Annotated in this window: 25 protein-coding genes; 11 read left to right on the plus strand and 14 right to left on the minus strand. The window is 37.9% G+C overall.

Features of this window, described 5'->3' with window-relative positions:
* Positions 1 to 4: 4 nt before the first annotated feature.
* The 9 genes from AC4IFE_RS15910 (at position 5) to def (ending at position 9,777) form a co-directional block, all read left to right on the plus strand.
* Complete coding sequence (locus tag AC4IFE_RS15910; protein ID WP_490758123.1) at positions 5 to 2,110, plus strand: TonB-dependent receptor plug domain-containing protein; 2,106 nt, start codon at positions 5 to 7, stop codon at positions 2,108 to 2,110.
* A 12-nt stretch (positions 2,111 to 2,122) separates the two neighbouring features.
* Complete coding sequence (locus AC4IFE_RS15915; RefSeq protein WP_490758124.1) at positions 2,123 to 3,232, plus strand: HmuY family protein; 1,110 nt, start codon at positions 2,123 to 2,125, stop codon at positions 3,230 to 3,232.
* A gap of 20 nt (positions 3,233 to 3,252) precedes the next feature.
* Positions 3,253 to 4,131, plus strand: coding sequence for a heme/hemin ABC transporter substrate-binding protein (locus AC4IFE_RS15920; protein WP_490758125.1), 879 nt, complete (start codon positions 3,253 to 3,255; stop codon positions 4,129 to 4,131).
* Positions 4,115 to 5,155: a FecCD family ABC transporter permease gene (locus AC4IFE_RS15925; RefSeq protein ID WP_490758126.1), complete on the plus strand. Its 1,041-nt coding sequence runs from the start codon at positions 4,115 to 4,117 to the stop codon at positions 5,153 to 5,155. Before AC4IFE_RS15920 ends, AC4IFE_RS15925 begins: the two co-directional genes overlap by 17 nt.
* Positions 5,155 to 5,928: a heme ABC transporter ATP-binding protein gene (locus AC4IFE_RS15930; protein WP_490758127.1), complete on the plus strand. Its 774-nt coding sequence runs from the start codon at positions 5,155 to 5,157 to the stop codon at positions 5,926 to 5,928. The genes AC4IFE_RS15925 and AC4IFE_RS15930 overlap by 1 nt, the downstream gene beginning before the upstream one ends.
* 2 nt (positions 5,929 to 5,930) lie before the next feature.
* Entirely contained in the window at positions 5,931 to 6,581 is a 651-nt protein-coding gene (locus AC4IFE_RS15935; protein ID WP_490758128.1) for a class I SAM-dependent methyltransferase, read from the plus strand.
* 4 nt (positions 6,582 to 6,585) lie between these two features.
* Positions 6,586 to 7,614, plus strand: coding sequence for a hemin-degrading factor (locus AC4IFE_RS15940; protein ID WP_490758129.1), 1,029 nt, complete (start codon positions 6,586 to 6,588; stop codon positions 7,612 to 7,614).
* Between the two features lie 388 nt (positions 7,615 to 8,002).
* Positions 8,003 to 8,875 carry a ChaN family lipoprotein gene (locus tag AC4IFE_RS15945; protein WP_490758130.1) on the plus strand — a complete coding sequence of 291 codons (873 nt, stop codon included), beginning with the start codon at positions 8,003 to 8,005 and terminating at the stop codon, positions 8,873 to 8,875.
* A gap of 272 nt (positions 8,876 to 9,147) precedes the next feature.
* Complete coding sequence (gene def / locus AC4IFE_RS15950) at positions 9,148 to 9,777, plus strand: peptide deformylase (protein WP_490758131.1); 630 nt, start codon at positions 9,148 to 9,150, stop codon at positions 9,775 to 9,777.
* Between the two features lie 3 nt (positions 9,778 to 9,780).
* Here def and AC4IFE_RS15955 read toward each other — a convergent pair whose 3' ends face one another.
* Positions 9,781 to 10,515, minus strand: a complete 735-nt coding sequence (locus AC4IFE_RS15955) for an NERD domain-containing protein (protein WP_490758132.1) — start codon at positions 10,513 to 10,515, stop codon at positions 9,781 to 9,783.
* A 5-nt stretch (positions 10,516 to 10,520) separates the two neighbouring features.
* On the opposite strand from AC4IFE_RS15955, the gene AC4IFE_RS15960 reads away from it, so the two are divergent.
* Positions 10,521 to 10,706, plus strand: coding sequence for a peptide deformylase (locus AC4IFE_RS15960; RefSeq protein ID WP_490758133.1), 186 nt, complete (start codon positions 10,521 to 10,523; stop codon positions 10,704 to 10,706).
* Between the two features lie 19 nt (positions 10,707 to 10,725).
* Here the strand turns inward: AC4IFE_RS15960 and AC4IFE_RS15965 are convergent, their stop codons facing one another.
* The 4 genes from AC4IFE_RS15965 to AC4IFE_RS15980 form a co-directional block, all read right to left on the minus strand.
* Positions 10,726 to 11,286 carry a YdcF family protein gene (locus tag AC4IFE_RS15965; RefSeq protein ID WP_490758134.1) on the minus strand — a complete coding sequence of 187 codons (561 nt, stop codon included), beginning with the start codon at positions 11,284 to 11,286 and terminating at the stop codon, positions 10,726 to 10,728.
* 132 nt (positions 11,287 to 11,418) lie between these two features.
* Positions 11,419 to 11,841 carry an organic hydroperoxide resistance protein gene (locus tag AC4IFE_RS15970; protein ID WP_490758135.1) on the minus strand — a complete coding sequence of 141 codons (423 nt, stop codon included), beginning with the start codon at positions 11,839 to 11,841 and terminating at the stop codon, positions 11,419 to 11,421.
* A complete protein-coding gene (locus AC4IFE_RS15975; RefSeq protein WP_490758136.1) occupies positions 11,842 to 12,276 on the minus strand; it encodes a MarR family winged helix-turn-helix transcriptional regulator in 435 nt (144 codons plus the stop codon).
* A 30-nt stretch (positions 12,277 to 12,306) separates the two neighbouring features.
* Positions 12,307 to 12,939, minus strand: coding sequence for an NAD(P)H-dependent oxidoreductase (locus tag AC4IFE_RS15980; protein ID WP_490758137.1), 633 nt, complete (start codon positions 12,937 to 12,939; stop codon positions 12,307 to 12,309).
* A gap of 252 nt (positions 12,940 to 13,191) precedes the next feature.
* Between AC4IFE_RS15980 and AC4IFE_RS15985 the strand changes: the two genes are divergently transcribed.
* Positions 13,192 to 13,944, plus strand: coding sequence for an SDR family oxidoreductase (locus tag AC4IFE_RS15985; protein ID WP_490758138.1), 753 nt, complete (start codon positions 13,192 to 13,194; stop codon positions 13,942 to 13,944).
* Positions 13,945 to 14,054: 110 nt separating this feature from the next.
* Here AC4IFE_RS15985 and AC4IFE_RS15990 read toward each other — a convergent pair whose 3' ends face one another.
* From AC4IFE_RS15990 to AC4IFE_RS16030, 9 genes are all read right to left on the minus strand, one after another.
* Positions 14,055 to 14,330 carry a hypothetical protein gene (locus AC4IFE_RS15990; RefSeq protein ID WP_490758139.1) on the minus strand — a complete coding sequence of 92 codons (276 nt, stop codon included), beginning with the start codon at positions 14,328 to 14,330 and terminating at the stop codon, positions 14,055 to 14,057.
* 100 nt (positions 14,331 to 14,430) lie between these two features.
* Positions 14,431 to 15,384 (minus strand): protein-glutamine glutaminase, encoded by a 954-nt coding sequence (locus tag AC4IFE_RS15995; protein WP_490758140.1) that lies wholly within the window; start codon positions 15,382 to 15,384, stop codon positions 14,431 to 14,433.
* A gap of 302 nt (positions 15,385 to 15,686) precedes the next feature.
* Positions 15,687 to 16,736 carry a serine hydrolase domain-containing protein gene (locus tag AC4IFE_RS16000; protein WP_490758141.1) on the minus strand — a complete coding sequence of 350 codons (1,050 nt, stop codon included), beginning with the start codon at positions 16,734 to 16,736 and terminating at the stop codon, positions 15,687 to 15,689.
* Between the two features lie 181 nt (positions 16,737 to 16,917).
* Positions 16,918 to 17,649 carry a lipoyl(octanoyl) transferase LipB gene (lipB, locus tag AC4IFE_RS16005; RefSeq protein WP_490758142.1) on the minus strand — a complete coding sequence of 244 codons (732 nt, stop codon included), beginning with the start codon at positions 17,647 to 17,649 and terminating at the stop codon, positions 16,918 to 16,920.
* Between the two features lie 77 nt (positions 17,650 to 17,726).
* A complete protein-coding gene (trpA, locus tag AC4IFE_RS16010) occupies positions 17,727 to 18,461 on the minus strand; it encodes a tryptophan synthase subunit alpha (protein ID WP_490758143.1) in 735 nt (244 codons plus the stop codon).
* Between the two features lie 88 nt (positions 18,462 to 18,549).
* Positions 18,550 to 19,734 (minus strand): tryptophan synthase subunit beta, encoded by a 1,185-nt coding sequence (gene trpB / locus AC4IFE_RS16015; RefSeq protein ID WP_490758144.1) that lies wholly within the window; start codon positions 19,732 to 19,734, stop codon positions 18,550 to 18,552.
* 4 nt (positions 19,735 to 19,738) lie between these two features.
* Positions 19,739 to 20,284, minus strand: coding sequence for a hypothetical protein (locus AC4IFE_RS16020; RefSeq protein ID WP_490758145.1), 546 nt, complete (start codon positions 20,282 to 20,284; stop codon positions 19,739 to 19,741).
* Entirely contained in the window at positions 20,268 to 20,792 is a 525-nt protein-coding gene (locus AC4IFE_RS16025; RefSeq protein WP_490758146.1) for a hypothetical protein, read from the minus strand. Before AC4IFE_RS16025 ends, AC4IFE_RS16020 begins: the two co-directional genes overlap by 17 nt.
* A gap of 27 nt (positions 20,793 to 20,819) precedes the next feature.
* The gene (locus AC4IFE_RS16030) at positions 20,820 to 21,479 is read right to left on the minus strand and encodes a phosphoribosylanthranilate isomerase (RefSeq protein ID WP_490758147.1); all 660 of its coding nucleotides are present in this window, start codon (positions 21,477 to 21,479) and stop codon (positions 20,820 to 20,822) included.
* Positions 21,480 to 21,492 lie beyond the last annotated feature (13 nt).

A 21,492-nucleotide genomic window follows, 5' to 3' on the forward strand; every position in this document is an offset into this window, starting at 1 on the left:
CTCTATGAAGAAGAAAGTGCTTTCCGTTCTATCATTGTCCATTGCCCTCTGGATGAATGCACAAGAAAAAGATTCTCTTAATAAAAATAAAATAGAGGAAGTTGTCATTACAGGACAGTACACACAGCAGTCCATCAATAAATCAATATATAAAGTTGAAGTTATAGACGCCCAGCAGATAAAAAATATGGCAGCTACGAATGTGGCAGATGTTTTAAATCAAAGCCTTAATATCCAGATTACCCCGGACACCCGATCGGGAAACTCTACGGCCAATATGATGGGGCTTGACGGCAATTATGTGAAAGTACTTATAGATAATATTCCGGTTGTAGGGGATACAGGGTTGGGAAGCAACATTGACCTTACTAAACTTTCACTTAATAATATAGAGAGAATTGAAGTTGTAAAGGGAAGTATGGGAGTAGAATATGGTAACGGGGCAGTAGCCGGCGTTATCAATATTATCACCAAAAAAAGCAACACAAAAAAAGTAAGTATAAGAGCTTCTCTGCAGGAGGAAACTGTAAGGGATAATTACGACCTGAAGAAAAAAGGAAACGGAAGGCATATTCAGAACCTTAATGTAGATTATAATATCGATAATAACTGGTTTGCGAACATCAGTTTTAACCATAACCAGTTTATGGGCTATGAAGGGGAGAGCAAAGGCTATAAATATTTTGAAAGAGATAATAAAAGAGGCTTTGAATGGAATCCGAAAGATCAGTACGATGCCTCTGCATTAATACGGTATTCGAAAAATAAAACATCTTTCTACTACAAGCTGTCTTATCTGTACGAAAAATTCAACTTCTACAATCCGGAAGTTAACAGGATCCCTTTGAACGATGGAACGGGTGGTGCACTTTACGAAAGTATAGACCGTGAGTATAATACTAAACGCTGGGCACATCAGTTTAATATTCAGACCCATATTGGGAATATCCGGTATATGGGAGACTTTTCTTACCAGAACCAGGACAGAAAATACCATGACTATAACTATGATATTCCAAACAGATCTGTCAGAATCAGCAGGGATGACAGGTCATACTACAAAACTGATGTGATCTATTCACGGGGAATGTTCAGTAACTTTCTCAATAATAAAACGTTTGATTTCCAGCTTGGCTACGAATTGGACTATACCAATGGATATGCAGCACTCATTGCCGGAGATTTCTTCGGTGAAGCGGTGAAAAGGAAGATCTTTACCTATTCCAACTTCCTTTCGGCAGAATGGAATATTTCAGACCAATTTTCTGTAAGGCCAGGCGCAAGACTTTCTGTAAGTGAAAACTTTGATAATCAGTTTAATTATTCTCTTTCTGCGAGATATAAAACTTCTGAAAATTCCAGCTTAAGGGCTGTGGCAGGTACTGCAAACCGTTTTCCAACCTACGATGAGCTTTATACGTATTTCGTGAATATCAATCACGATGTACAGGGAAATCCTGATCTGAACCCTGAAAAAGGTTTTTCAGCCGGAGCTTTCTGGGATCAGAATTTTATGGCAAATGACTGGAAAATTGCATACAGCGTTAACGCATTATATCTGGATGTACGGGACAGAATTGAAATGGTACTGGTAAAAGATCCTTCCACTTACAAGTATATGAATATGGACAAGTACAGAAATATGCTGTTCTCGGCGAATGTCGACTTTAAAAAAGATCAGCTTGCATTATCCTTAAGAGGTTCTGTAAGCGGAACTTCAGTTGTCCTGAACGGTCTCTATCATACATCACCTACAGACTACCAGTACCTTGTTCAGGCAGGAGCATCAGCAAACTATACATTAAAAAATACCAAAACTGCTTTTGCTCTCTACTATAAATATACAGGTCCCGGAAGAAATTACGTAATGGAAAGTGAAGCAACCGGTTTCAGGCTGGGAAAAACAGATGATTTTCATATGATGGACTTTATCCTAAGCCAGCCGTTCTGGAAAGATCATATGGAACTGTCTGTGGGAGTGAAAAATATATTTGACGTGACCAGTATCAACACTACAGCGACTGCCGGAACTGCCCATAACGGAGCGGCTGACCGTCTTAATCTATATTATGGAAGAAGTTATTTCGCGAGATTAATCTATCAATTCTAAAAAGTTACCCTTATGAACTATTTAAAAATATTCGCCCTTTTTTCAGCTGTCGCATTACAGTCCTGTGTTTCTGCTGATGAGGATCCTGTTCCGGCACCGCCAATTACAGGATCTGTAGTAGAAGTAAAAGTAGGAGGCGCTACCGAACCGAATCAGGTCTGGATAGATTTAAGTGATTATGAAAAACCTTCTGTCAATAAAAGGACAGACTGGGATCTGGGCTTCTATACCGGTGACGGATTTCATGTAGTGATCAACAGTTCTCTTGCCATGACAGTGGCAAAAGTACCTAACAAAACGGATATTAAAACGGTAACAGAAGCAGACGTTGCAACTCTTAAAGGCAGTGCAATGGTGGGTACATTTGATCCTGCCAATATGCAATACATTGACCACCCGAATGGTAATTTCCTTACCCAGACTTCAGGAATTGAACCCATTAAGGAAAATGATGCGGAAAATCCTGTTTACCTGTTAAATCTGGGAAGAGATATTCCTTCTCCTGATAATATCGGGCCAGGTTCGGTTAGCTTATCAGGTGCTGCCAGAGGCTGGAAAAAGATCCAGATTTTCAGAGCACTGAACGGATACAAAATACGTTACGCCGATGTAGGAAATACAACAACTTACAGTGAATATTTTGTACCGAAGGATACAGATTACAACTTTACTTTTTTCAGTTTTAATTCAGGAACGACGGTAAAAATTCAGCCTAAGAAAAAAGATTGGGATCTCGGTTTTACCACGTTTACCAATGAAGTGTTTACAGCGCCTGGTGTAAGTGCGGGAAGCTATTTCTTTGCAGACTTTGTGATAACAAATACCCTTAGTGGGGTAGGTGTATATCAGGTAACCCCGGCAGGAAATCTTGATCAGGCCTACAATTCCTTTAAGTTAGGAGATGTGGATCAGTCAAAGTTTGTATTTAACGATCAGAGAGCTCTTGGCGACAAATGGAGAACTACTACGGGAACAACGGATAACCCGCAGCCGCATGTTTATGCAGACCGCTTTTTTGTTCTGAAAGATGCAGAAGGATTTTACTTTAAGCTAAGATTCAATACCATGAAGAGCGAAGACGGGCACCGCGGCACTACCAATTTCGAATTTGACCCTTTATAATAATCAAATAATAGTATATCATGAAAAAATTAATCCTTGCAGCTTCCATTCTGATGGCAGTATATTCATGCAAAAAAGAAGAAGGTGCTAAAAAAGAGAATACAACAGAGGTATCTTCTGAAGCTCCGAAAACCAATAACAAAATCGTTACCCTAAGCGGCGGAATTACAGAAATTGTAAGCGCGCTGGGCCACGAGAAAGAAATTGTAGGAACGGATGTTACCAGCACCTATCCCTCAACATTGAAAGCTACGGCTAAAGACCTTGGACACGTAAGATCCATGACGATCGAGCCGATTATGGCGGTAAGTCCTACTTTGATTTTAGCTTCAGAAAAAGATCTCAACCCTGAATTGATGACGAAGATCAGGTCTTCAGGAATCCAGGCTGAGATTTTCAAGCAGGAATACACGGTAGAAGGAACTAAAAAGCTGATTGCTGACGTAGCCAAAGCAATAGGAAATACAGATTATCAGAAATTAAACGATAAGATCGATGCTGATCTGAAACAGATCCAGCCCATTGCTAAAAAGCCAAAAGTATTGTTCATCTACGCAAGAGGAAATATGCTGATGGTTGCAGGTAAAAATACACCTATGGCCTCTCTGATCGGTCTTGCCGGCGGAGAAAACGCGGTGAACGATTTTGAAGATTTCAAGCCACTGACACCGGAAGCGGTTATAAAAGCTAATCCTGATATTTTATTCTTCTTTGAAACAGGGCTTCAGGGCGCCGGTGGAAACGACGGAGCTCTTAAAATGCCGGGCGTAGCACAGACCAACGCAGGTAAAAACAAAAAGATCATCGCAATGGACGGAGGATTGGTTTCAGGTTTCGGGCCTAGACTAGGAGAAGCAGCAGTAGGATTAAACAAACTTCTAATTGAGAACACAAAGTAAACTATACTTTTATCTGACTATAGGTGCCGTACTGCTTACCATCATAGCGGTACTGGCACTTAATACAGGAGTCTATGACTTTGGAGGGACATCACCTTTCAAGGTTTTATGGCAATTTATAAAAGGGGATCCGGGATTATCTTTAAGCGATCAATATGTGATCTGGGATGTAAGAGCATCCAGAATTATCATGGCTATTCTGATAGGAAGTATGCTTGCTGTTTCAGGGACAAGCCTGCAGGGCTTGTTCAAAAATCCTTTAGCGACAGGTGAAGCAATAGGTTTAACTTCCGGAGCAACGTTACTGGCTGCCATTGCCATTGTTTTAGGAGGGTATTTCAAACAATATCTTCCTGAAGTGGTCCAGTTTTCACTGGTAGGTATTTCAGCTTTTTTAGGTGCTTTATCAGCCATGATGCTTGTATACAGGATTTCTACAAGCGCCGGGAAAACCAATGTTGTCATGATGCTGTTAAGCGGTGTGGCCATCACATCCATCGGCTTTTCCATTACAGGATTCCTTATTTATATATCAAAAGATGAACAGTTAAGAGATCTTACGTTCTGGAATATGGGAAGTCTTGCTGCTGCTACGTGGACAAAGAATATTGTTTTGGCCGTAGTGATCGTTATTTCTTACGCAATTTTGCTTCCAAAAGGGAAAGCACTCAATGCGATGATGTTGGGAGAAAGAGATGCCCAGCATTTAGGAATAAACGTTGAAAAACTGAAAAAGCAGATTGTGATCATCACCTCATTGATGGTGGGAACCTGTGTGGCATTTTCAGGAACCATTGGTTTTGTAGGTCTTATCGTACCTTATATTTTAAGACTTTTATTTAAATCAAATTATGTTTTCATCTTACCATTGTCAGCGGTTTTGGGAAGCATTTTACTGTTGATAGCCGATACATTCAGCCGGAGCATTGTGGCACCATCAGAATTGCCGATCGGTATTTTGACTTCATTAATTGGAGGACCTGTTTTTATAGCCATTTTAATTAAATTTAAAAAATCACTCTAATGATAAAAGCGCATCAGATCAATTATCTTCACAAGGATTTCCATATTCTTGAAGGCGTTGATGTCTCTTTAGGGTATGGCGAATTTTTAGCAATCGTAGGGCCTAACGGAGCCGGAAAATCAAGTCTTCTCAGTGTTTTGGCTAATGAAATAAAACAGGGGAAACAGGAGATTTTATTCAAGGAAAAATCCATTTCAAACTGGGAAGTAAAAATATTGTCTCAGCATAAGTCTAAATTTTCACAGCATAATTCCAACGAAATTCCTCTGGATGTAAAAGACGTGGTTATGATGGGACGTTACCCATATTTTGATTCGCAGCCACATAAGGAAGATCTTGAAGCGACCAATAAAATGATGTATGAAACCGATATTTTTCATCTGAAAGACAGGGAATACAATACGTTGTCCGGAGGAGAAAAACAGCGTGTCCATCTTTCAAGAGTAATGGCCCAGCTGGAAAATGAAATTGCCCACAAACTGGTATTTCTGGATGAGCCTTTGAACAATTTAGATATAAAACATCAGTACAAAGCTTTAGAGATCATTAAAAAATTCACTAAAAAGGCCAACAGTGCTATAGTTGTCCTGCATGATCTGAATCTTGCCGCACAGTTTGCCGATAAAATTTTATTAATGAAATCAGGAAAGGTTTCCGCATACGGAACGCCACAGGAAGTATTTACCGCCGAAACAATCAGTCAGGCGTACAATTTCCCATGCACCATCTGCGGACACCCTATTACCAATAACCCAATGATCATTTTTGGATAACCATGGAAAAAGATGAATTAAAAATCCTCGCGCAGCATCTCGCCCATCCACAGGGAGAAAAAGGAATAGAGATCGGTGAGATGATGAACACTACCAACATCAGCATGACATTAGAAAGCATCAAAACGCTTTTAATAGAAGATGATGAGCACATCCTTGAAATAGGACACGGCAATGCCGGACACCTTAAGAATATCTTAAGCAGAGCCCGGAACCTGAAATATACAGGCGTAGACATTTCTGAAACCATGTACAATGAAGCCAGAAAGCTGAACAAAGACTTTGAAAGCCAGGCAGATTTTGTACTGTATGAAGGAAAAAAACTTCCTTTTGAAGACAAAACTTTTGATAAAATATTCACAGTCAACACCGTTTATTTCTGGGAAAATCCGGTTGAGTTTCTCAATGAGATCTACAGGGTTTTAAAAAAGGACGGGACTTTCGTTCTTACTTTCGGACAAAAAAAATTCATGGAAACGCTGCCGTTTACAGAATATGGATTTACCATGTACAGCAATAGCGAAATGGAGCAGCTTGTTTCCAAAAGCCACTTTCAGAGAATGAAAATTTCTGAAAAAGAAGAAGATATACAAAGCAAATCAGGAAACGAAACCATCCATAGAATTTATACAGTTTTAACCATAAAAAAATAAAATAATGAGCACATTAGTTAATGATTTAAAGGAAAAATGGGAGGCTCTGAAAGCAGAAAATCCACATATAAGAATAAGAAATGCTGCAACACAGCTGGGGGTAAGCGAAGCTGAATTATTGGCAACAAGCATAGGGGAAGGAGTAACAGTACTTAAACCTGAATTTCCTGCCATCCTTACCGAAGCAGAACAGCTGGGCAAAGTAATGGCTCTGACACGAAACGACGAATGTGTGCATGAAAGAAAAGGAATTTACCAGAATGGTGATTTCAGCAGCCCGCATGCACAGCTTTTTGTAGGAGAGGATATTGATCTCAGAATATTCCTTAACCACTGGAAATCTGCGTTTGCCGTAGTGGAAGGAGACAAAAAAAGCCTTCAGTTCTTTGGAAAAGACGGCCTTGCTCTTCACAAGATCTACCTGACTAAAAACAGTCACGAAGCAGCCTTTGATGCTATTGTGGAAAAATTCAGGGCCGAAGACCAGAATGAAGCCTTCACTATCGAAGCTGTGGCTCCAAAATCTCCTGAAAAAGCAGATGCTGAGATCGATGCTGAAGGATTCAAAAAAGCATGGACAGAATTAAAGGACACTCATGATTTCTTTATGATGACAAGAAAATTCGGGGTAAGCAGAACCCAGGCGCTAAGATTGGCTCCGGAAGGATTCGCTAAAAAAATTGATAATTCTAAAGTGGTGAATGTTCTGGAAGATGCTTCAGAAAAGAATATCCCGATCATGGTATTCGTTGGGAACAGAGGAATTATCCAGATTCATACAGGAAATGTGAAGAAAACACTGTGGCATCAGCAATGGTTCAATGTAATGGATCCGGATTTCAACTTACATCTGGATGTGACGAAGATCGCTGAAGCATGGATCGTTAAAAAACCTACTGAAGACGGGGAAGTAACAGCTATTGAAGTATTCAACAAAGAAGGAGACTTCATTGTTCAGTTCTTCGGAAAAAGAAAACCTGGAATTCCTGAGCTGCAGGAATGGAAAGATCTTGTAGCAGAATTAGAGAAATAAATAGTTAGATGATTTTGAATGGGCCGTTTTGTTTTTTAATTCAAGGCGGCCTTTTGTTTTTAAAGCAGATCGCTGGATTTGCCTGAGAAAAGGTAAATTTGATTTGCAAGCTTTTTAAACCACAAAAGTCACAAAAGCTTATTAAGCACTTTAGTTATTTTAAGTTTAATATATCGCGTATATAAAGTACACTTAAGTTCTGTAAAAATCTTTGATTTTCTGCTTATGTGTTCTTATTGTTTTCAAAATATTAAAACTTTTTAAAACTAAAGTGTGCTAAAGTGTTTAAATCAATTAAAAACTTTTGTGACTTTTGTGGTTTAAATAAGCATAAAAATCTGTGATATTTGTGAAAAACATTTGTGTAATTTGTATTTAACTAAATAAAATGAAAAATATTTTTATAGCCATTTTACTGGCCGGTTTCTGTTCTCTAAGCGGACAGGATTTTAAAGCCTACCAGTTTTATGACAAGAAAGGGAAGGAAGTAAAAACAGATAAACTGATCAAAGAATTGGCTGAATATGATGTTGTTTTCTTTGGGGAGAATCACAACAGTTCTATCAACCACTGGCTTCAGCTGAAAGTGACGGAAGGGATATTCCAAAAGAAAAACGGACAGATTATTCTTGGGGCAGAAATGTTCGAAAGAGATAACCAGGCTCAGCTGAACAAGTATCTGAGTGGAACTTTTGATGCCAAAACATTGAAAGATTCAGCCCGTTTATGGAACAATTATGCCACAGACTACAAACCGCTGGTCGATTTTGCAAAAACTAAAAAGCTGAACTTTATAGCAACTAATATTCCAAGAAGATATGCTTCTCAAACCGCAAAAGAAGGCTTGGAATCTCTGAATAAATTAAGTGAGAAAGAGAAAACCTACATTGCACAGCTCCCGATCAAAGTAATTCTGGATACACCGGGATATCAGGAAATGAAAGCAATGATGGGCGACCATGCCGAAGGAACCAAAGTGATGAACTTCATTTCGGCCCAGGCCACAAAAGATGCTACCATGGCTGAATCTATCCTGAAAAGCATGCAGGCCGGAAAAACTTTTATCCATTACAACGGAAACTACCACAGTAAGGAATTCGGAGGGATTTACTGGTATATCAAGCAGAAGAATCCGAACCTTAAAATGGCAGTGATCTCTGTTTTTGAATCCGAGGATCCGGAGCTGAAAGTTCCTGCAAAAGAGTATATCCCGACAGATTTTAATCTGATCATTCCGGCGGATATGACGAAAACATTTTAAAATGCAGGAGGTCTTTTAAACTGGAAAGTTTGTAATTATAAAAAGGCTTCGACTCCGCTCAGCCTGACAGTGGATAAATATTTACGGAAAGTATTAACGTTGTCAGGCTGAGCGGAGTCGAAGCCTTATATTTATTAAAAATAAGCATAGTATATTAAAATTCAATAGGAACGGGCTTTAGCCCGTTTTCTAAAATAATAATCTGATAAGGGCTTTAGCCCAACAGCCTTATTTAAGGAATAATATCTATCTTTACACTGCAAATCATCCTCATGAAAAAAATACCTTTTCTGTTCATCTTTTTGATCGGCTTCATTAATGCTCAAAAACTGACCTCAAACGAGATTTCGCTTATTAATCAGGGTGACATCAGCACAGCATTACCGATTTATCAGACTACAGATTCTCATCAGCATAAAACCTTATTAAATCTTTCAACAGAAATTGATCCCGTTGATTCCAATACCGCAACTTTGGTCAAAAGAATGAAGGAGTCTCTTCTTTCAACAGACGGCGGAGTGGGAATTGCTGCACCACAGGTCGGAATCAACAGAAAAGTGATCTGGGTACAGCGTTTCGATAAAGAAGGAAATCCTCTGGAATATTTCATCAATCCTGTGATTGTCTGGAGGTCAGAATTACAGAATCTGGGTCCGGAAGGAGATCTTTCTATTCCAGAATTCAGAGATCAGTTTTACAGAAGTAAAGTAATCCAGTTGGAATATGTGGATTTGAAAGGACAGAAGTATTCGGAGATTGTAGAAGGTTTTACGGCTGTAATTTTTCAGCATGAAATCGACCATCTTTTCGGAATCCTGATTTCGGATAAAAAAGAAAAAGAGAAAAACGATTCTTATAAAAAGGTGGATGCTTTTAAAAAGAGTGATTCAACGACGAGATAATGTTTAATAAAAGGATTGCTTTTCATTTCTTGTGTATTTACATTTCGGAAAATTAGCACAACCCAAAAAAAATCCATGTTTACCATTTCTTTTAATAAGATTTCCACCACAGTTTGGGCATGAACCATTTTTGTAGATGTTAGCATTGGCTATTATTTTTTTATCTTGATTCCGGTTGTTTGTTCTTGCCGTGAGAATTGTTGCGACAATTTCTTTCTTGGTTTGTTCGTTAATATAAGCTGAATCATATTTTTTAATTGTTTTGACTAATTTATTGGTATAAACAACATCTGTATATGTTTTGGTCTTAAGGGTTGCTCTTTTTGTAAAAACAACTATCGAATAATATCTCAGATATTTATAATTTTTCAGCACATGCTTTAAAGCATAGATATGACCCTGGTTCTGTAAAACAGGATTGTAAAACTTACGTCTGTATTTATAAATCACCTGAAACCAGTACCTGTCTTTCTCATAGCCTAAAATCCAGCCTTTATAATTCTTAGTTTCAATTACAAATATCCCGTAATCTGAAACAATGATGTGATCTATTTGTGAAGTGGAACCTTTAATCTTTAATTCGATATTATGCAGGACAGTATATTTATCAGTATTCAGCCTTTTCAGGGTTTCAGAAACCCTGCGCTCGCCAATATATCCCTTTATTTTTGGAGTATAATATTTAATGAGCAGGAATAGGATGCCTAGAATAAAAATAATTAAAAAGCTAGTGTCCATGCTGTTTGTATATATTTATTTGCTCCCATAAGAAACAGGTTTCTGAAATTGCGAAAGGCTCTGCAGCTGTTATTTTCCATGAGATTGACCATCTTTTTGGAAGCTTGATTTTAGATAAAAAAGAGAGAGAGAAAAATAATTCTTGCAAAAAAGTGAATGCTTTTAAAAAGAGTGATTCAGCAACGAGATAATCGGTCATTTTGTAATACCTTATCCTATATAATAAGCCACAAATTCTCTCAGTAACGAATATAGGTCTCTCAATTCAAAATATCGAGGACTTACACTGCTTACGTTTTTAAAACCTTGCTTCCTAAATAACATTTTAGTTCTTGTCAAGTGAAAATATTGAGAAACAACAATTAAACTTTGAAACTTTAAACTGTCTTTTAATTTAAGAGTGTTGTTTACGGTTGCAAGAGTGTTGTTACCCAAATTATCGACGATTATAAGGCTGTCAGGTACTTTGTTTTTAATTAAATACTCTTTCATTTTGTCTCCTTCATAAAATCCCTCTTTTCCCAGTCCGCCACTGACTAATATTTTTTTTATGCGTCCATGAAGATAAAGATTAAGTCCACATTCCATACGTTTCTCAAGCCTTTCTGACAGTGTTCCATCTTCATTTACTGTATTGCCTAAAATGACAGCGATATCTGCATGCCTATTTTGGTCTGTCAAACCATCAACAGTTATATAAATCAAGTGTCCACACAGCCATAAAAACAGAATGATAATAAATATTTTGAATGTTTGTTTACGGTTTTTCATAAAAATGATTACAGTAGAATAAAATAATTTTGGCTTGAAAGCAATTTTTAATTCTAAGCCATTGTAGATAATTTATTAACAAAAAAATCTGTCTCCAAAGAAACAGATTTTTTTATTAAAAAGGAATTAAACTTAGTTATTCGTCACCGAAAGTTTCACCTCCATATTATTTCTCGTTGCATTAGAATATGGGCAAATCTGGTGCGCTTTTTCAGTTAATTCCTGTGCTTCTTCAACAGAAACTCCCGGAATATTTACATCCAGTTCTGCTGCTAACCCAAAACCTCCATTTTCCAGCTGACCTATACTGACCTTGGCTGTAACAGTTGTTTCACCTGTCTTTACTTTAGAAAGACTGATCACCCTGTTAAGAGCACTGTCAAAACAAGCTGAGTATCCGGCAGCAAAAAGCATTTCAGGATTAGCAAAGTCATCATTGCTGCCACCTAAGGCTTTAGGCATTCTTACATCCAGTTCCAAAACTCCGTTTTCACTCTTCACATGGCCGTTTCTTCCGCCCTGTGCTGTAACTTTTGTTGTATATAATGTTTTCATTTACTTTTCTATTTTGTTTAATATTTTTAAGATCGTTTCTTTGAGATAAAGCAGATCTTCCGTCTCTATACCGATCTTGTTCTGGATCTTTCCGGGAATCTCGCAGGCTTTCTGCTGCAACTGTCTTCCCGATTCCGTTAAAAAGACTTCAACCACTCTTTCATCTTCTTTTTTTCTCTTTCTGGAAATAATTCCCTTGGCCTCAAGCCTTTTCAGAAGAGGCGTTAAAGTTCCGCTGTCCAGAAACAGTTTTTCGCCGATATGGTTCACTGGAAGACCATCATTCTCCCATAGTACCATCATCACAAGATACTGCGGATACGTAATATCGATCTCGTCAAGGAATGGACGGTAAAGTCCTGTGATCTCCTTGGCAATAACATAAAGCGGAAAGCAGATCTGGTTTTCTAATTGTAGTGATTTTGAGTTTTCCATAAAGCTGAAGTTGAAAGATGTAGTAATATATTACTTTTTGATGATGAATTCCTCCATAGGAACCCTTACTTTTTTCATTGTGGACAGCCAGTCATTTTCTTCATCTCTGTAGCCAAGATATAGAAGGCTGACACTTTTTAATCCCAATTCTTTTAAACCAAGAATTTCATCCACCACTTCATGACTGAACCCTTCCGCCGGTGTGCTGTCGATTTTTAATTCCGCAGCCTGTGCCATAGCCAGGCCTAACGCAATATAAGTCTGACGGGCAGTGTGGGCAAAATGCTCTTCAGGGGTCTGCGCATTGTACATTGCTTTTATCTTATCCGTATAGCTTCCGAAGCGGCCTCTTGGCAAATCCCTTACATCTGTATGATAATCATATACCTGGTCTATTTTTTCGTTGGAATAGCTGTCCCAGGCAGCAAATACTAAAACATGGGAACTGTCTCTCATTACTTCTGGATTTAGCGCTCCCTTTACCATCTTTTCTTTTAATTCCTGGTTTTCTACAACGATAACGCGGAATGGCTGAAGCCCTGATGAAGTAGGAGCCAGTCTTGCTGCTTCTAAAATGGTGTTAAGATCTTTTTCTGTTACTTTTTTTGAAGGATCATATGCTTTTACAGCATGTCTCCATTGTAAGTCTTCTATTAATGACATTTCTATTATTTTAAATTTATACTTTTTTGTGTTTGTCATGCCTCAAAAAATCTGGCGATGAATTCTGATACAAAGGTATACTTAATTTAATTGTGTACAATTTAATTTTAATAGATTTAATTGATGCTGATTGTAGAGAAAACAAATTAAAGCCACAAATCAACTTTAGTTTCTTTATTTTCAGCAGGAACCGGATTTTTTGTGAAGCTCTTTATTTGAAACTTTGTGGTAGAAATTTATAATTAAAAAAAAATGCATAGATTTAAAAACAAAACAGCCCTGGTCACAGGAGGAACCAATGGGATGGGGCTTGCAACAGCACAGCAGTTTATAATTGAAGGAGGCCGTGTCATCATCACAGGCCGAAGTGAAGAAACCGTAAGCAAAGCATTAATCAAGCTGGGGGATGCAGCATCCGGGATTGTTTCTGATGCCGGAAATATGGAAGACCTTATGAATCTGCAACAGGAGGTAAGACAATATGCAGATACTATCGATATGCTTTTTGTAAATGCAGGTTATGGAAAGTTTTTTTCCATTGAGCATGTGGATGAACAGCATTTCGATGAGCTTTTCAACGTGCTTGTAAAAGGTTCTTTCTTTACTGTACAGCAAATGTTGCCTTTAATGGGAAAAGGAAGTTCTGTTATTTTCAATACTTCTGTGGCCACTGAAATTGCAATGCCCAATTTTTCAGTTTATTCTGCTGCAAAATCAGCGGTGCAGTCTTTTATCAAAACTTTCGCTGTGGAGCTTACAGAACGCGGAATTCGGGTTAACGGGGTTAGCCCGGGACATATTAAAACCAATATTTTTAATAATACAGGCTTAAGTACCGAACAGATTGAAAGTGCAGGTCACGATATTATTCCCACTATTCCTTTTAAAAGACAAGGGGAGCCGGAGGAGATTGCGAATACCGTACTGTTCCTGGCTTCGGAAGAGGCTTCTTACATTCATGGAGCAGAAATTAAGGTAGATGCAGGGATTTCGGTTATAAGATAAATTAAAATCCCCGGCATATGAATGTCAGGGATTTTGATGTAATCATTTAATTTTATTCTTCAGTCTGCTTTAGATGCAGTCTGTTGTGTGATAAAAAAGAGATAAACAGATCAGGGGATTTCATTGATCTGTTTTATAATATTCGTATTATTTTCAATACCAATATTATAAGCTTTTCCTCTTTTATGGCTTTGATTTGTTTTTTCAAGAAGCGTTGTATAATCGGCTCCTTTTTTAGACAAATAAAAAATCTGCGGACTTATTCCGATAGATATACGGGTGAATTCTTCCGGTTTTTCAGGGTCTTCAGCGACATTGGTGATCACTGAATTATTATACCATGTCAGGTTCTGTGAACTTGAGCTGCCGGAACAGGATGTGATCATAAATAATAGTATTAGTATATAAGTCCAGATTTTCATAAAAAAATATTTAGTAACAGCTTCTGCCATTAAGTATAAGAGTGGCAGAAGCTGTTTATGTTAATTAGAATCCACAGCTTGCAACGCTAGGAGCCGGTGATGGTGAACATCCTGAATATGGTGAGAATATAGTCAGTACACAATTAGTGTTCACTAAATTATTATCATACAGATAAGAATTGGTAGGACTTCTGTAATATACATTTCCTGCTGTATTGGCGTAGGAAGATACAGATGCCGATCCACAGCTGGTATTGATACATGCATTTCTCCAAGCCGTATCTGTAACAGGTCCGCTAGGGAAAAGGGAAGGATCTATGATTCTTTTTTCTGTAACACCGGATGCATTTTTATAGCTTACAAGGATCGCAACATGATAGCTCCATGCTACACAACAAGTGCCTGTAGAGGCTTTTAAGTTTCCGTATACAAACTGTTTTTCACAGTCGTAGCCGTTGTTGATCAGGATCTGTCTCATTTTGTGAGCTCTGGCATAGCATCCGTCTACCGGATATCTGAATGTAATGCATGGTGAAGATGCTGTAGAAGTACCGCAAGCCTGGTTTTTGATCAGGGCAAACATGCTGTTTAATGTAGCTACATTGGGAAGAACGGTTGTTAATTTGTTCGTTTCGTTTTTAACCTCTTTGGTATAGACAGATTTGAAAAAGCGGATATCCTCTTCGCTTCCTTTTTCTACTTTCGCAATTTCATGCGTGTTAGGCTTGATAAAAACCTGAATTGGAGATTCGTTTTTTACCGCTTCCCTGATCAGGCTGATGTACTTTTCATTTTCTTTCGTAGGCGTTATCGTATAGAATTGGGCCGTAACAATGAATGATACTTTCAGGGTTCCGTTCTCGTCGTCTATCCCTACCGGTACTGTTTTTCCCAGATCCGTCAGGGTTTTGTTGTTGGTTTCGGTCTGACTCATCTGCTGTTCTGCGTTGGAGTCTGTACAGGAATTAAATGACAAAGCTGTCACAAATACCATCATTGATAACAAAAAATTTCTCATAATTCTCATAATTTGGTGGTTAGTAATAAATATATTGATCTAGTTTTTGGTGTGTCATCTTTTAAGAATCTATTAGAAAATAGTTCACTTTATTGTGATATTAAAAGTAAATAAAATTTAGATACCAGCAAATTAATTTTGACTAAAAATTAAATTATTTTCATATATGTTGAATAAAACCTTTGTTTATGGTAATTTATATGGTTTTTTAATATTAATATGTCGTTAGGATTTCAGTAATCATAAAGCAAAAAAAATCCCGCTCAACAGATTGGCAGGATAATATTGTTATTTTAAAATAATTATGGCTTGCTCTTCATCAGGCTGCTCTGTAGGACAATATCTCTGATAAGTGCTTCCTGATAATAATATAAATTACTGTCTTCGCTCATTTGATTTTCCATAACAATAATGCTTACATCGGAGCCGGGAACGTAGACATTCAGAGATGCGAAACCATCACCAAGACCTGTGTGTCCCAAATAAGGAATATCATTATACTTCACGATACGCATATTATAACCGTAACCGGATTTTTCTTTTCCAAATACATCGTGTTGTGACAATGTGGAAGGGGTGGTCATGAGCTTATAACTTTTAGGGTTCAGAATTTTTCCTTTATGAAGAAGCGAATTCCAGAGGGCCATATCTTCTGCTGTAGTAATCACCCCGTCAGCAGACATATTTTCATTGGTAATAAATGAGTTTTCAACAAGAGTAAAGATATTGTCCTTATTTATATGTCCCGACACCAGATTTCTTCGGTGATCTTTAGAATAGCAGAATGTGTTTTTCAGATGAAGTTCTTTGAACAGATCAGTAGCCTGCCGAATATATGATGTACCGGAAGCCTTTTCAACAATTTTTCCTAAAAGGATATTCGACAGATTTCCATACTTAAATTCTGTACCGGGTTTAAATAATAAAGGTTTCTCTAAATCAACAATACCATGGGTATGGTTTAAGAGCTGATGAACAGTAACCGAATCTGCCCATGGCTGAGTCAGGAAAGGAAGATATTTTTTGATCGGAGCCTGCAGGTCGATTTTTCCTTTTTCAAACTGTTTTAATACTAATACAGAAGTGATCTGTTTGGTATTGGACATGATTTCGAACTGGCTGTTCACCTTCAAAGGAACTTTCGTTCGGCTGTTCTCAAAACCATAGGCTTTTGAGTATTTGGTTTTCCCGTTTTGGGTGACCAGAATGACTCCGTTGAAAGATCTCGGAGAAGTTGGAGACTGTATTAAACTGTCAATGCGGCTGGCATAGTCACTTTTACTTTGAGCATAAGATACGGATGCTGAAAAAAGCAATGCTGTAACGCAGAAGATTCTGATAACTGGTTTCATTTGGCTTAAAAGTTTAGAGCTGGTATGATAATATATGAAGACCAAAAATAAGTTTTAAAATAATACGGATCAGAAAACTTTGAAATTAAAAACGTGTAGAATTTAGAATAATGATTCATCTCTGTAAATAAAGAAAACCGGCTGTAGAACTACGGCCGGTTTTTATTTCTGGTAAGGAATTTTATGATTTATGAACAAGTTCAGCTCCGAAAACTTCTGCAAAGTGCTTTCTGATCTTTGCTTTCAGATCTTCCATTTCTTCAGGAGAAAGTGCTCTTTCAAGCTCTCTTTTTACAGAAGTCACCTGCTTGTCTTTTATACCACACGGAATGATGTATTCAAAATATCGCATATCGGTATTTACATTCAAGGCAAAACCATGAAGGGTTACCCATCTTGATGCTTTTACACCCATCGCGCAGATCTTTCTGGCATAAGGCTTCCCAACGTCCAGCCATACCCCGGTTTCTCCCGGTGAACGCTCACCTTTAATACCGAATTCACCAATGGCCCTGATGATCACCTCTTCCAGGTTTCTCATATACAAATGAATATCTGTAAAAAAGTTTTCAAGATCCAGAATAGGGTAGCCAACGATCTGTCCGTATCCATGATAAGTGATATCTCCGCCACGGTTCACTTTTACGAAAGTAGCATCTATTTCCTTCAGTTTGTCGATCCCTGCAAGCATATTTTCTTCATGACCGCTTTTCCCTAATGTATAAACATGGGGATGCTCTACCAATAACAGGTGATTTGGAGTCGTGATATGCTGTTCTGCAGGTAAATCACGGTTTTTTATCTTGGTATCAATAATATTTTTCATCAGGCTTTCCTGATAATCCCAGGCTGGCTGATATTCTTTTATACCCAGATCTTCAAATTCTACCGATTTATTTTGATTTGTATTCATATGTTGATGTCTTTTTCTTTAAATGGCTATAAAATTGAAATCTCATACCATTTTTTGACATACAAATTTAGTGAATTTTACCCTTTTACAGCATGGATAAAATCTATGGCAGCATTCTTCCAGTCTTTATGGTTCAATAAAGTGCTGACGAAGGCAGTTCCGATAATTCCCCCATCTGCTTTTTCAGTAACATTCCCGAAATCTTCCTTTGATTTAATTCCGAACCCTATCATCACCGGATTTTTAATCGGAAGTGATGCCAGCCTTGACAAATAGCTTTCATTTTTCAGAACGGCATTGTCATTTCCTGTGGTAGATGAAGAACTTACCGCATACAAAAACCCTGAGCTTAAAGAGTCCAAATACAAAATTCTTTCGTCGGAAGTTTCAGGAGTAACCAGAAATGTAAAATTAAGGTTATACTTTTTTAAAATCTGCTGATAATTGTTTTCAAATTCAATAGGTGGCAAATCAGGAATGATGAGTCCTGAAACTCCGCTTTCTGCACATTCTCGGCAAAACTCCTCAAATCCAAAACTCAGGACAGGATTGATGTATCCCATCAGGATAACAGGAATATGAATGTCATTCTTCACTGTCTTTAACTGTGAAAAGAGTTTTTCAATGGTCATTCCGTTCTTTAACGCCAACTCATGCGCCTGCTGGATCACCGGCCCGTCTGCCACAGGGTCAGAATACGGCATCCCGATCTCCATCATATCAGCACCGGAATTTTGAATGAGTTTTATAATATCAGCGGTATCTTCCAGTTGCGGAATTCCTGCTGTGAAGTATATGTTTAGTTTTTTCATTGTTATAATAGATGTTAGATATTAGAAGTTAGAAGTTAGTTAGAGGAGTATTATAAATTGAAGTCGTCAAAAGACTAATTTCTAATCTCTAACTTCTAATTTCTTTTAAATACGTTTCCATATCCTTATCCCCGCGGCCGCTCAGGCAGATCACGACAATATCGTCTTCACCGAATTTCTTTTTATTTAATACCGCCAGAGCATGTGAGCTTTCCAGCGCAGGAATGATCCCTTCCAGTTTTGTCAGTTCAAAGGCGGACTGTAATGCTTCCTCATCATTGATACTGAAGAATTCTGCCCGTTTTTCCTTAAACAGATGGGCATGAAAAGGTCCTATTCCCGGATAATCAAGTCCTGCAGAAATAGAATGGGGCTCAATTACCTGGCCGTCTCCGGTTTGCATCACAAGGCTTTTGCTTCCATGAAGAACACCTAAGGTTCCCAGAAAAGTAGTGGCTGCAGATTTTCCAGAATCTACGCCCAATCCACCAGCTTCTGCAGCAATAATTTTCACGTCTTTTTCTTCTACGAAATGGTAGAACGTTCCCGCAGCATTGCTTCCTCCGCCTACGCAGGCAATCACGTAGTCAGGATTTTCTCTTCCAATTTTCTCTTGCAGCTGTTCTTTGATCTCTTTTGAAATAATACTTTGAAATCTGGCGACCAGATCCGGAAAAGGATGGGGACCCACCACACTTCCGATCACATAATGAGTAGTCACAGGATTATTGATCCAGTCCCTAAGCGCTTCATTTACGGCGTCTTTCAGGGTTTTGGAGCCAGAAATTGCCGGAATCACTTCTGCACCCAGCATTTTCATTCTTGCCACATTCGGAGCCTGTCTCTGAATGTCAATTTCTCCCATATAAACAATGCATTCCAGGCCAAGCAGTGCACAGGCCGTAGCTGTGGCCACACCATGCTGTCCGGCTCCTGTTTCTGCAATAATTCTTGTTTTTCCTAGACGTTTTGCCAGAAGAGCCTGTCCCAGGGCATTATTGATCTTATGGGCTCCGGTATGGTTGAGGTCTTCTCTTTTCAGGTAAATCTGAGTATTATATTTCCGGCTTAAATTTTTCGCGAAATAAAGGGGGGTAGCACGCCCTACATAGTTTTTAAGCAGGTCCTGATACTCATTCTGAAACGTTTCAGATTCTATGATCTCAAGATAGTTTTTCTGCAGTTCCTCCACATTCGGATAGAGCATTTCAGGGATGAAAGCACCTCCGAACTCACCATAATATCCGTTTTCATCAGGGTTTTTATAATTCATAGTATTATTTTTTAGCAATTAAATAAGCATTTTTTTCCGGGCTAAGCTGTCTGAGGAGTTCCCGGGCTTCTCCGGACATATTAAAAATCAAAATATCATCGTCTTCAGAGCTGATCCATCTGTTTTCACTACTTTCAAGAATAAATTTAGCCTTGTTTTCCAGAATTTCAATATTACATTTTTGATAAAAAGGTCTCAAATCAGCATAACAGAAGCCAATGGTTTCAATTTTCCTCTGAATCATATTTTCTTTAAAAACATGAACAATTTGTGATCCATATCCTCTTTTTTTCCGAGCAGAAACCAATCCTGCAGCCTCAGCAAAAGGATACTGCTTTCCGGAGATCTCTAAGACAAAATCAAGGTTTAGCCTGATTATTGCCAGTATTTCATTTTCAGATCCTGATATGAAATGAAATTCCGAGTTTTTAAAGGAGCTGCGGAAATCTGGCGGGGTCATCCCGCTCCACTCAGGGACATCCCAAAGGCTTAAAATATGTTGCGTTTCGTGATCCGTTAATTCACTTGACTTTTTAATTTGATAATTCATCGGTTAAACTGTTGATAAATTCTATATTATAATTCCGTTGCTGTCTGGTGATCAGTTTTTTATGATGAAGCAATTCAATTTTACTGATCAGGTCAATTAAGGTGGCAACATCTATCTTTGAATCATACATGGTAACGGCAATTTCCAGATTGTCAATTAAGAAATAGGGATCTGAATCTTCATAAAGCAGAAAAATTTTAGCATAAATCTTTCCCAGATCATATTTCACATTTGTTTTGACATGGTTGTCTAAAAATTTGTCAGAAATAATCACAAGATAATAGCTGTTCCAAAGACCTATTCTTTCAAAGAAATACTGGATATCATCACCGTTAAAAATTTTGATGATATCTATAAATTCCTGTAACTGTTTGTCCATAGTCCAGTTCTCTGCATCGCTGTCATTCTGTGAAACAAAATTGTACAGAGCCTGAATTTTTTCATTCCCGAATTTAGGCGGAAATAAGGTTTTATAAAATGTTTTTTTTAGCAGATGGATGTTCATCATCTTTGTGTAGTTTTTTTAACCGTTCTTTTAAAACGGTTTCGAAATGAATTTTTTTATTTTTTCCAGGTTTTTAATTCCCGGTTCCAGTTCAAATTTTGAATTAATATCTATGGCAAATGGCTTTTTATTCAAAAGACTGATGCCTTCAATATTTTCTTCTGAAATACCGCCACTCAAAAAATAGGGAAGTGGAATCTCAAGCTCATTCAATAAGGTCCAGTCGAACTGTTTTCCTGTTCCTCCGAATGCTTTACTGTCCGTATCGAAGAGAAAATAATCAACCAGTGAAACGTGAGAGCTAATCGTTTTTTCTATTTTTTCTTTCGTTTCCTGATCATTGCTTCCAATCCTGACAGCCTTTATGGTTTTGATCTCATGTTTCAGATTTTGTTTTAAGCCGATCATAAAATCTTCGTTTTCATCGCCATGAAGCTGAATCATATTCAACCCTGCCTGTTCTGCGAAATCGGTAATTTTATCAATGGTTTCATTGACAAAAACTCCTGTCTTTCCCGGATGACTTATTTTCGAAATATCTTCCGGATTCAGATGATTCAGAACATATCTTGGTGATTTTTCATAGAAAATAAAACCGAGAAAATCTGTTTTCAGGGAAATCAATTCATGGATTTGATTTAATTGGGTCAATCCACAAACTTTTAGTTTGGGCCGCAGGTTTTTATTCATTACTAGATTGATA

The organism is Chryseobacterium sp. UF-81 (genome assembly GCF_058245105.1).

Bases quoted from the DNA above. Each gene is read 5' to 3' on its own strand.
- AC4IFE_RS15910 (WP_490758123.1), top strand. From the start codon at position 5: ATGAAGAAGAAAGTGCTTTCCGTTCTATCATTGTCCATTGCCCTCTGG.
- AC4IFE_RS15915 (WP_490758124.1), top strand. From the start codon at position 2,123: ATGAACTATTTAAAAATATTCGCCCTTTTTTCAGCTGTCGCATTACAG.
- AC4IFE_RS15920 (WP_490758125.1), top strand. From the start codon at position 3,253: ATGAAAAAATTAATCCTTGCAGCTTCCATTCTGATGGCAGTATATTCA.
- AC4IFE_RS15930 (WP_490758127.1), top strand. From the start codon at position 5,155: ATGATAAAAGCGCATCAGATCAATTATCTTCACAAGGATTTCCATATT.
- AC4IFE_RS15935 (WP_490758128.1), top strand. From the start codon at position 5,931: ATGGAAAAAGATGAATTAAAAATCCTCGCGCAGCATCTCGCCCATCCA.
- AC4IFE_RS15940 (WP_490758129.1), top strand. From the start codon at position 6,586: ATGAGCACATTAGTTAATGATTTAAAGGAAAAATGGGAGGCTCTGAAA.
- AC4IFE_RS15945 (WP_490758130.1), top strand. From the start codon at position 8,003: ATGAAAAATATTTTTATAGCCATTTTACTGGCCGGTTTCTGTTCTCTA.
- def (WP_490758131.1), top strand. From the start codon at position 9,148: ATGAAAAAAATACCTTTTCTGTTCATCTTTTTGATCGGCTTCATTAAT.
- AC4IFE_RS15955 (WP_490758132.1), bottom strand. From the start codon at position 10,515: ATGGACACTAGCTTTTTAATTATTTTTATTCTAGGCATCCTATTCCTG.
- AC4IFE_RS15965 (WP_490758134.1), bottom strand. From the start codon at position 11,286: ATGAAAAACCGTAAACAAACATTCAAAATATTTATTATCATTCTGTTT.
- AC4IFE_RS15970 (WP_490758135.1), bottom strand. From the start codon at position 11,841: ATGAAAACATTATATACAACAAAAGTTACAGCACAGGGCGGAAGAAAC.
- AC4IFE_RS15975 (WP_490758136.1), bottom strand. From the start codon at position 12,276: ATGGAAAACTCAAAATCACTACAATTAGAAAACCAGATCTGCTTTCCG.
- AC4IFE_RS15980 (WP_490758137.1), bottom strand. From the start codon at position 12,939: ATGTCATTAATAGAAGACTTACAATGGAGACATGCTGTAAAAGCATAT.
- AC4IFE_RS15985 (WP_490758138.1), top strand. From the start codon at position 13,192: ATGCATAGATTTAAAAACAAAACAGCCCTGGTCACAGGAGGAACCAAT.
- AC4IFE_RS15990 (WP_490758139.1), bottom strand. From the start codon at position 14,330: ATGATCACATCCTGTTCCGGCAGCTCAAGTTCACAGAACCTGACATGG.
- AC4IFE_RS15995 (WP_490758140.1), bottom strand. From the start codon at position 15,384: ATGAGAAATTTTTTGTTATCAATGATGGTATTTGTGACAGCTTTGTCA.
- AC4IFE_RS16000 (WP_490758141.1), bottom strand. From the start codon at position 16,736: ATGAAACCAGTTATCAGAATCTTCTGCGTTACAGCATTGCTTTTTTCA.
- lipB (WP_490758142.1), bottom strand. From the start codon at position 17,649: ATGAATACAAATCAAAATAAATCGGTAGAATTTGAAGATCTGGGTATA.
- trpA (WP_490758143.1), bottom strand. From the start codon at position 18,461: ATGAAAAAACTAAACATATACTTCACAGCAGGAATTCCGCAACTGGAA.
- trpB (WP_490758144.1), bottom strand. From the start codon at position 19,734: ATGAATTATAAAAACCCTGATGAAAACGGATATTATGGTGAGTTCGGA.
- AC4IFE_RS16020 (WP_490758145.1), bottom strand. From the start codon at position 20,284: ATGAATTATCAAATTAAAAAGTCAAGTGAATTAACGGATCACGAAACG.
- AC4IFE_RS16025 (WP_490758146.1), bottom strand. From the start codon at position 20,792: ATGATGAACATCCATCTGCTAAAAAAAACATTTTATAAAACCTTATTT.
- AC4IFE_RS16030 (WP_490758147.1), bottom strand. From the start codon at position 21,479: ATGAATAAAAACCTGCGGCCCAAACTAAAAGTTTGTGGATTGACCCAA.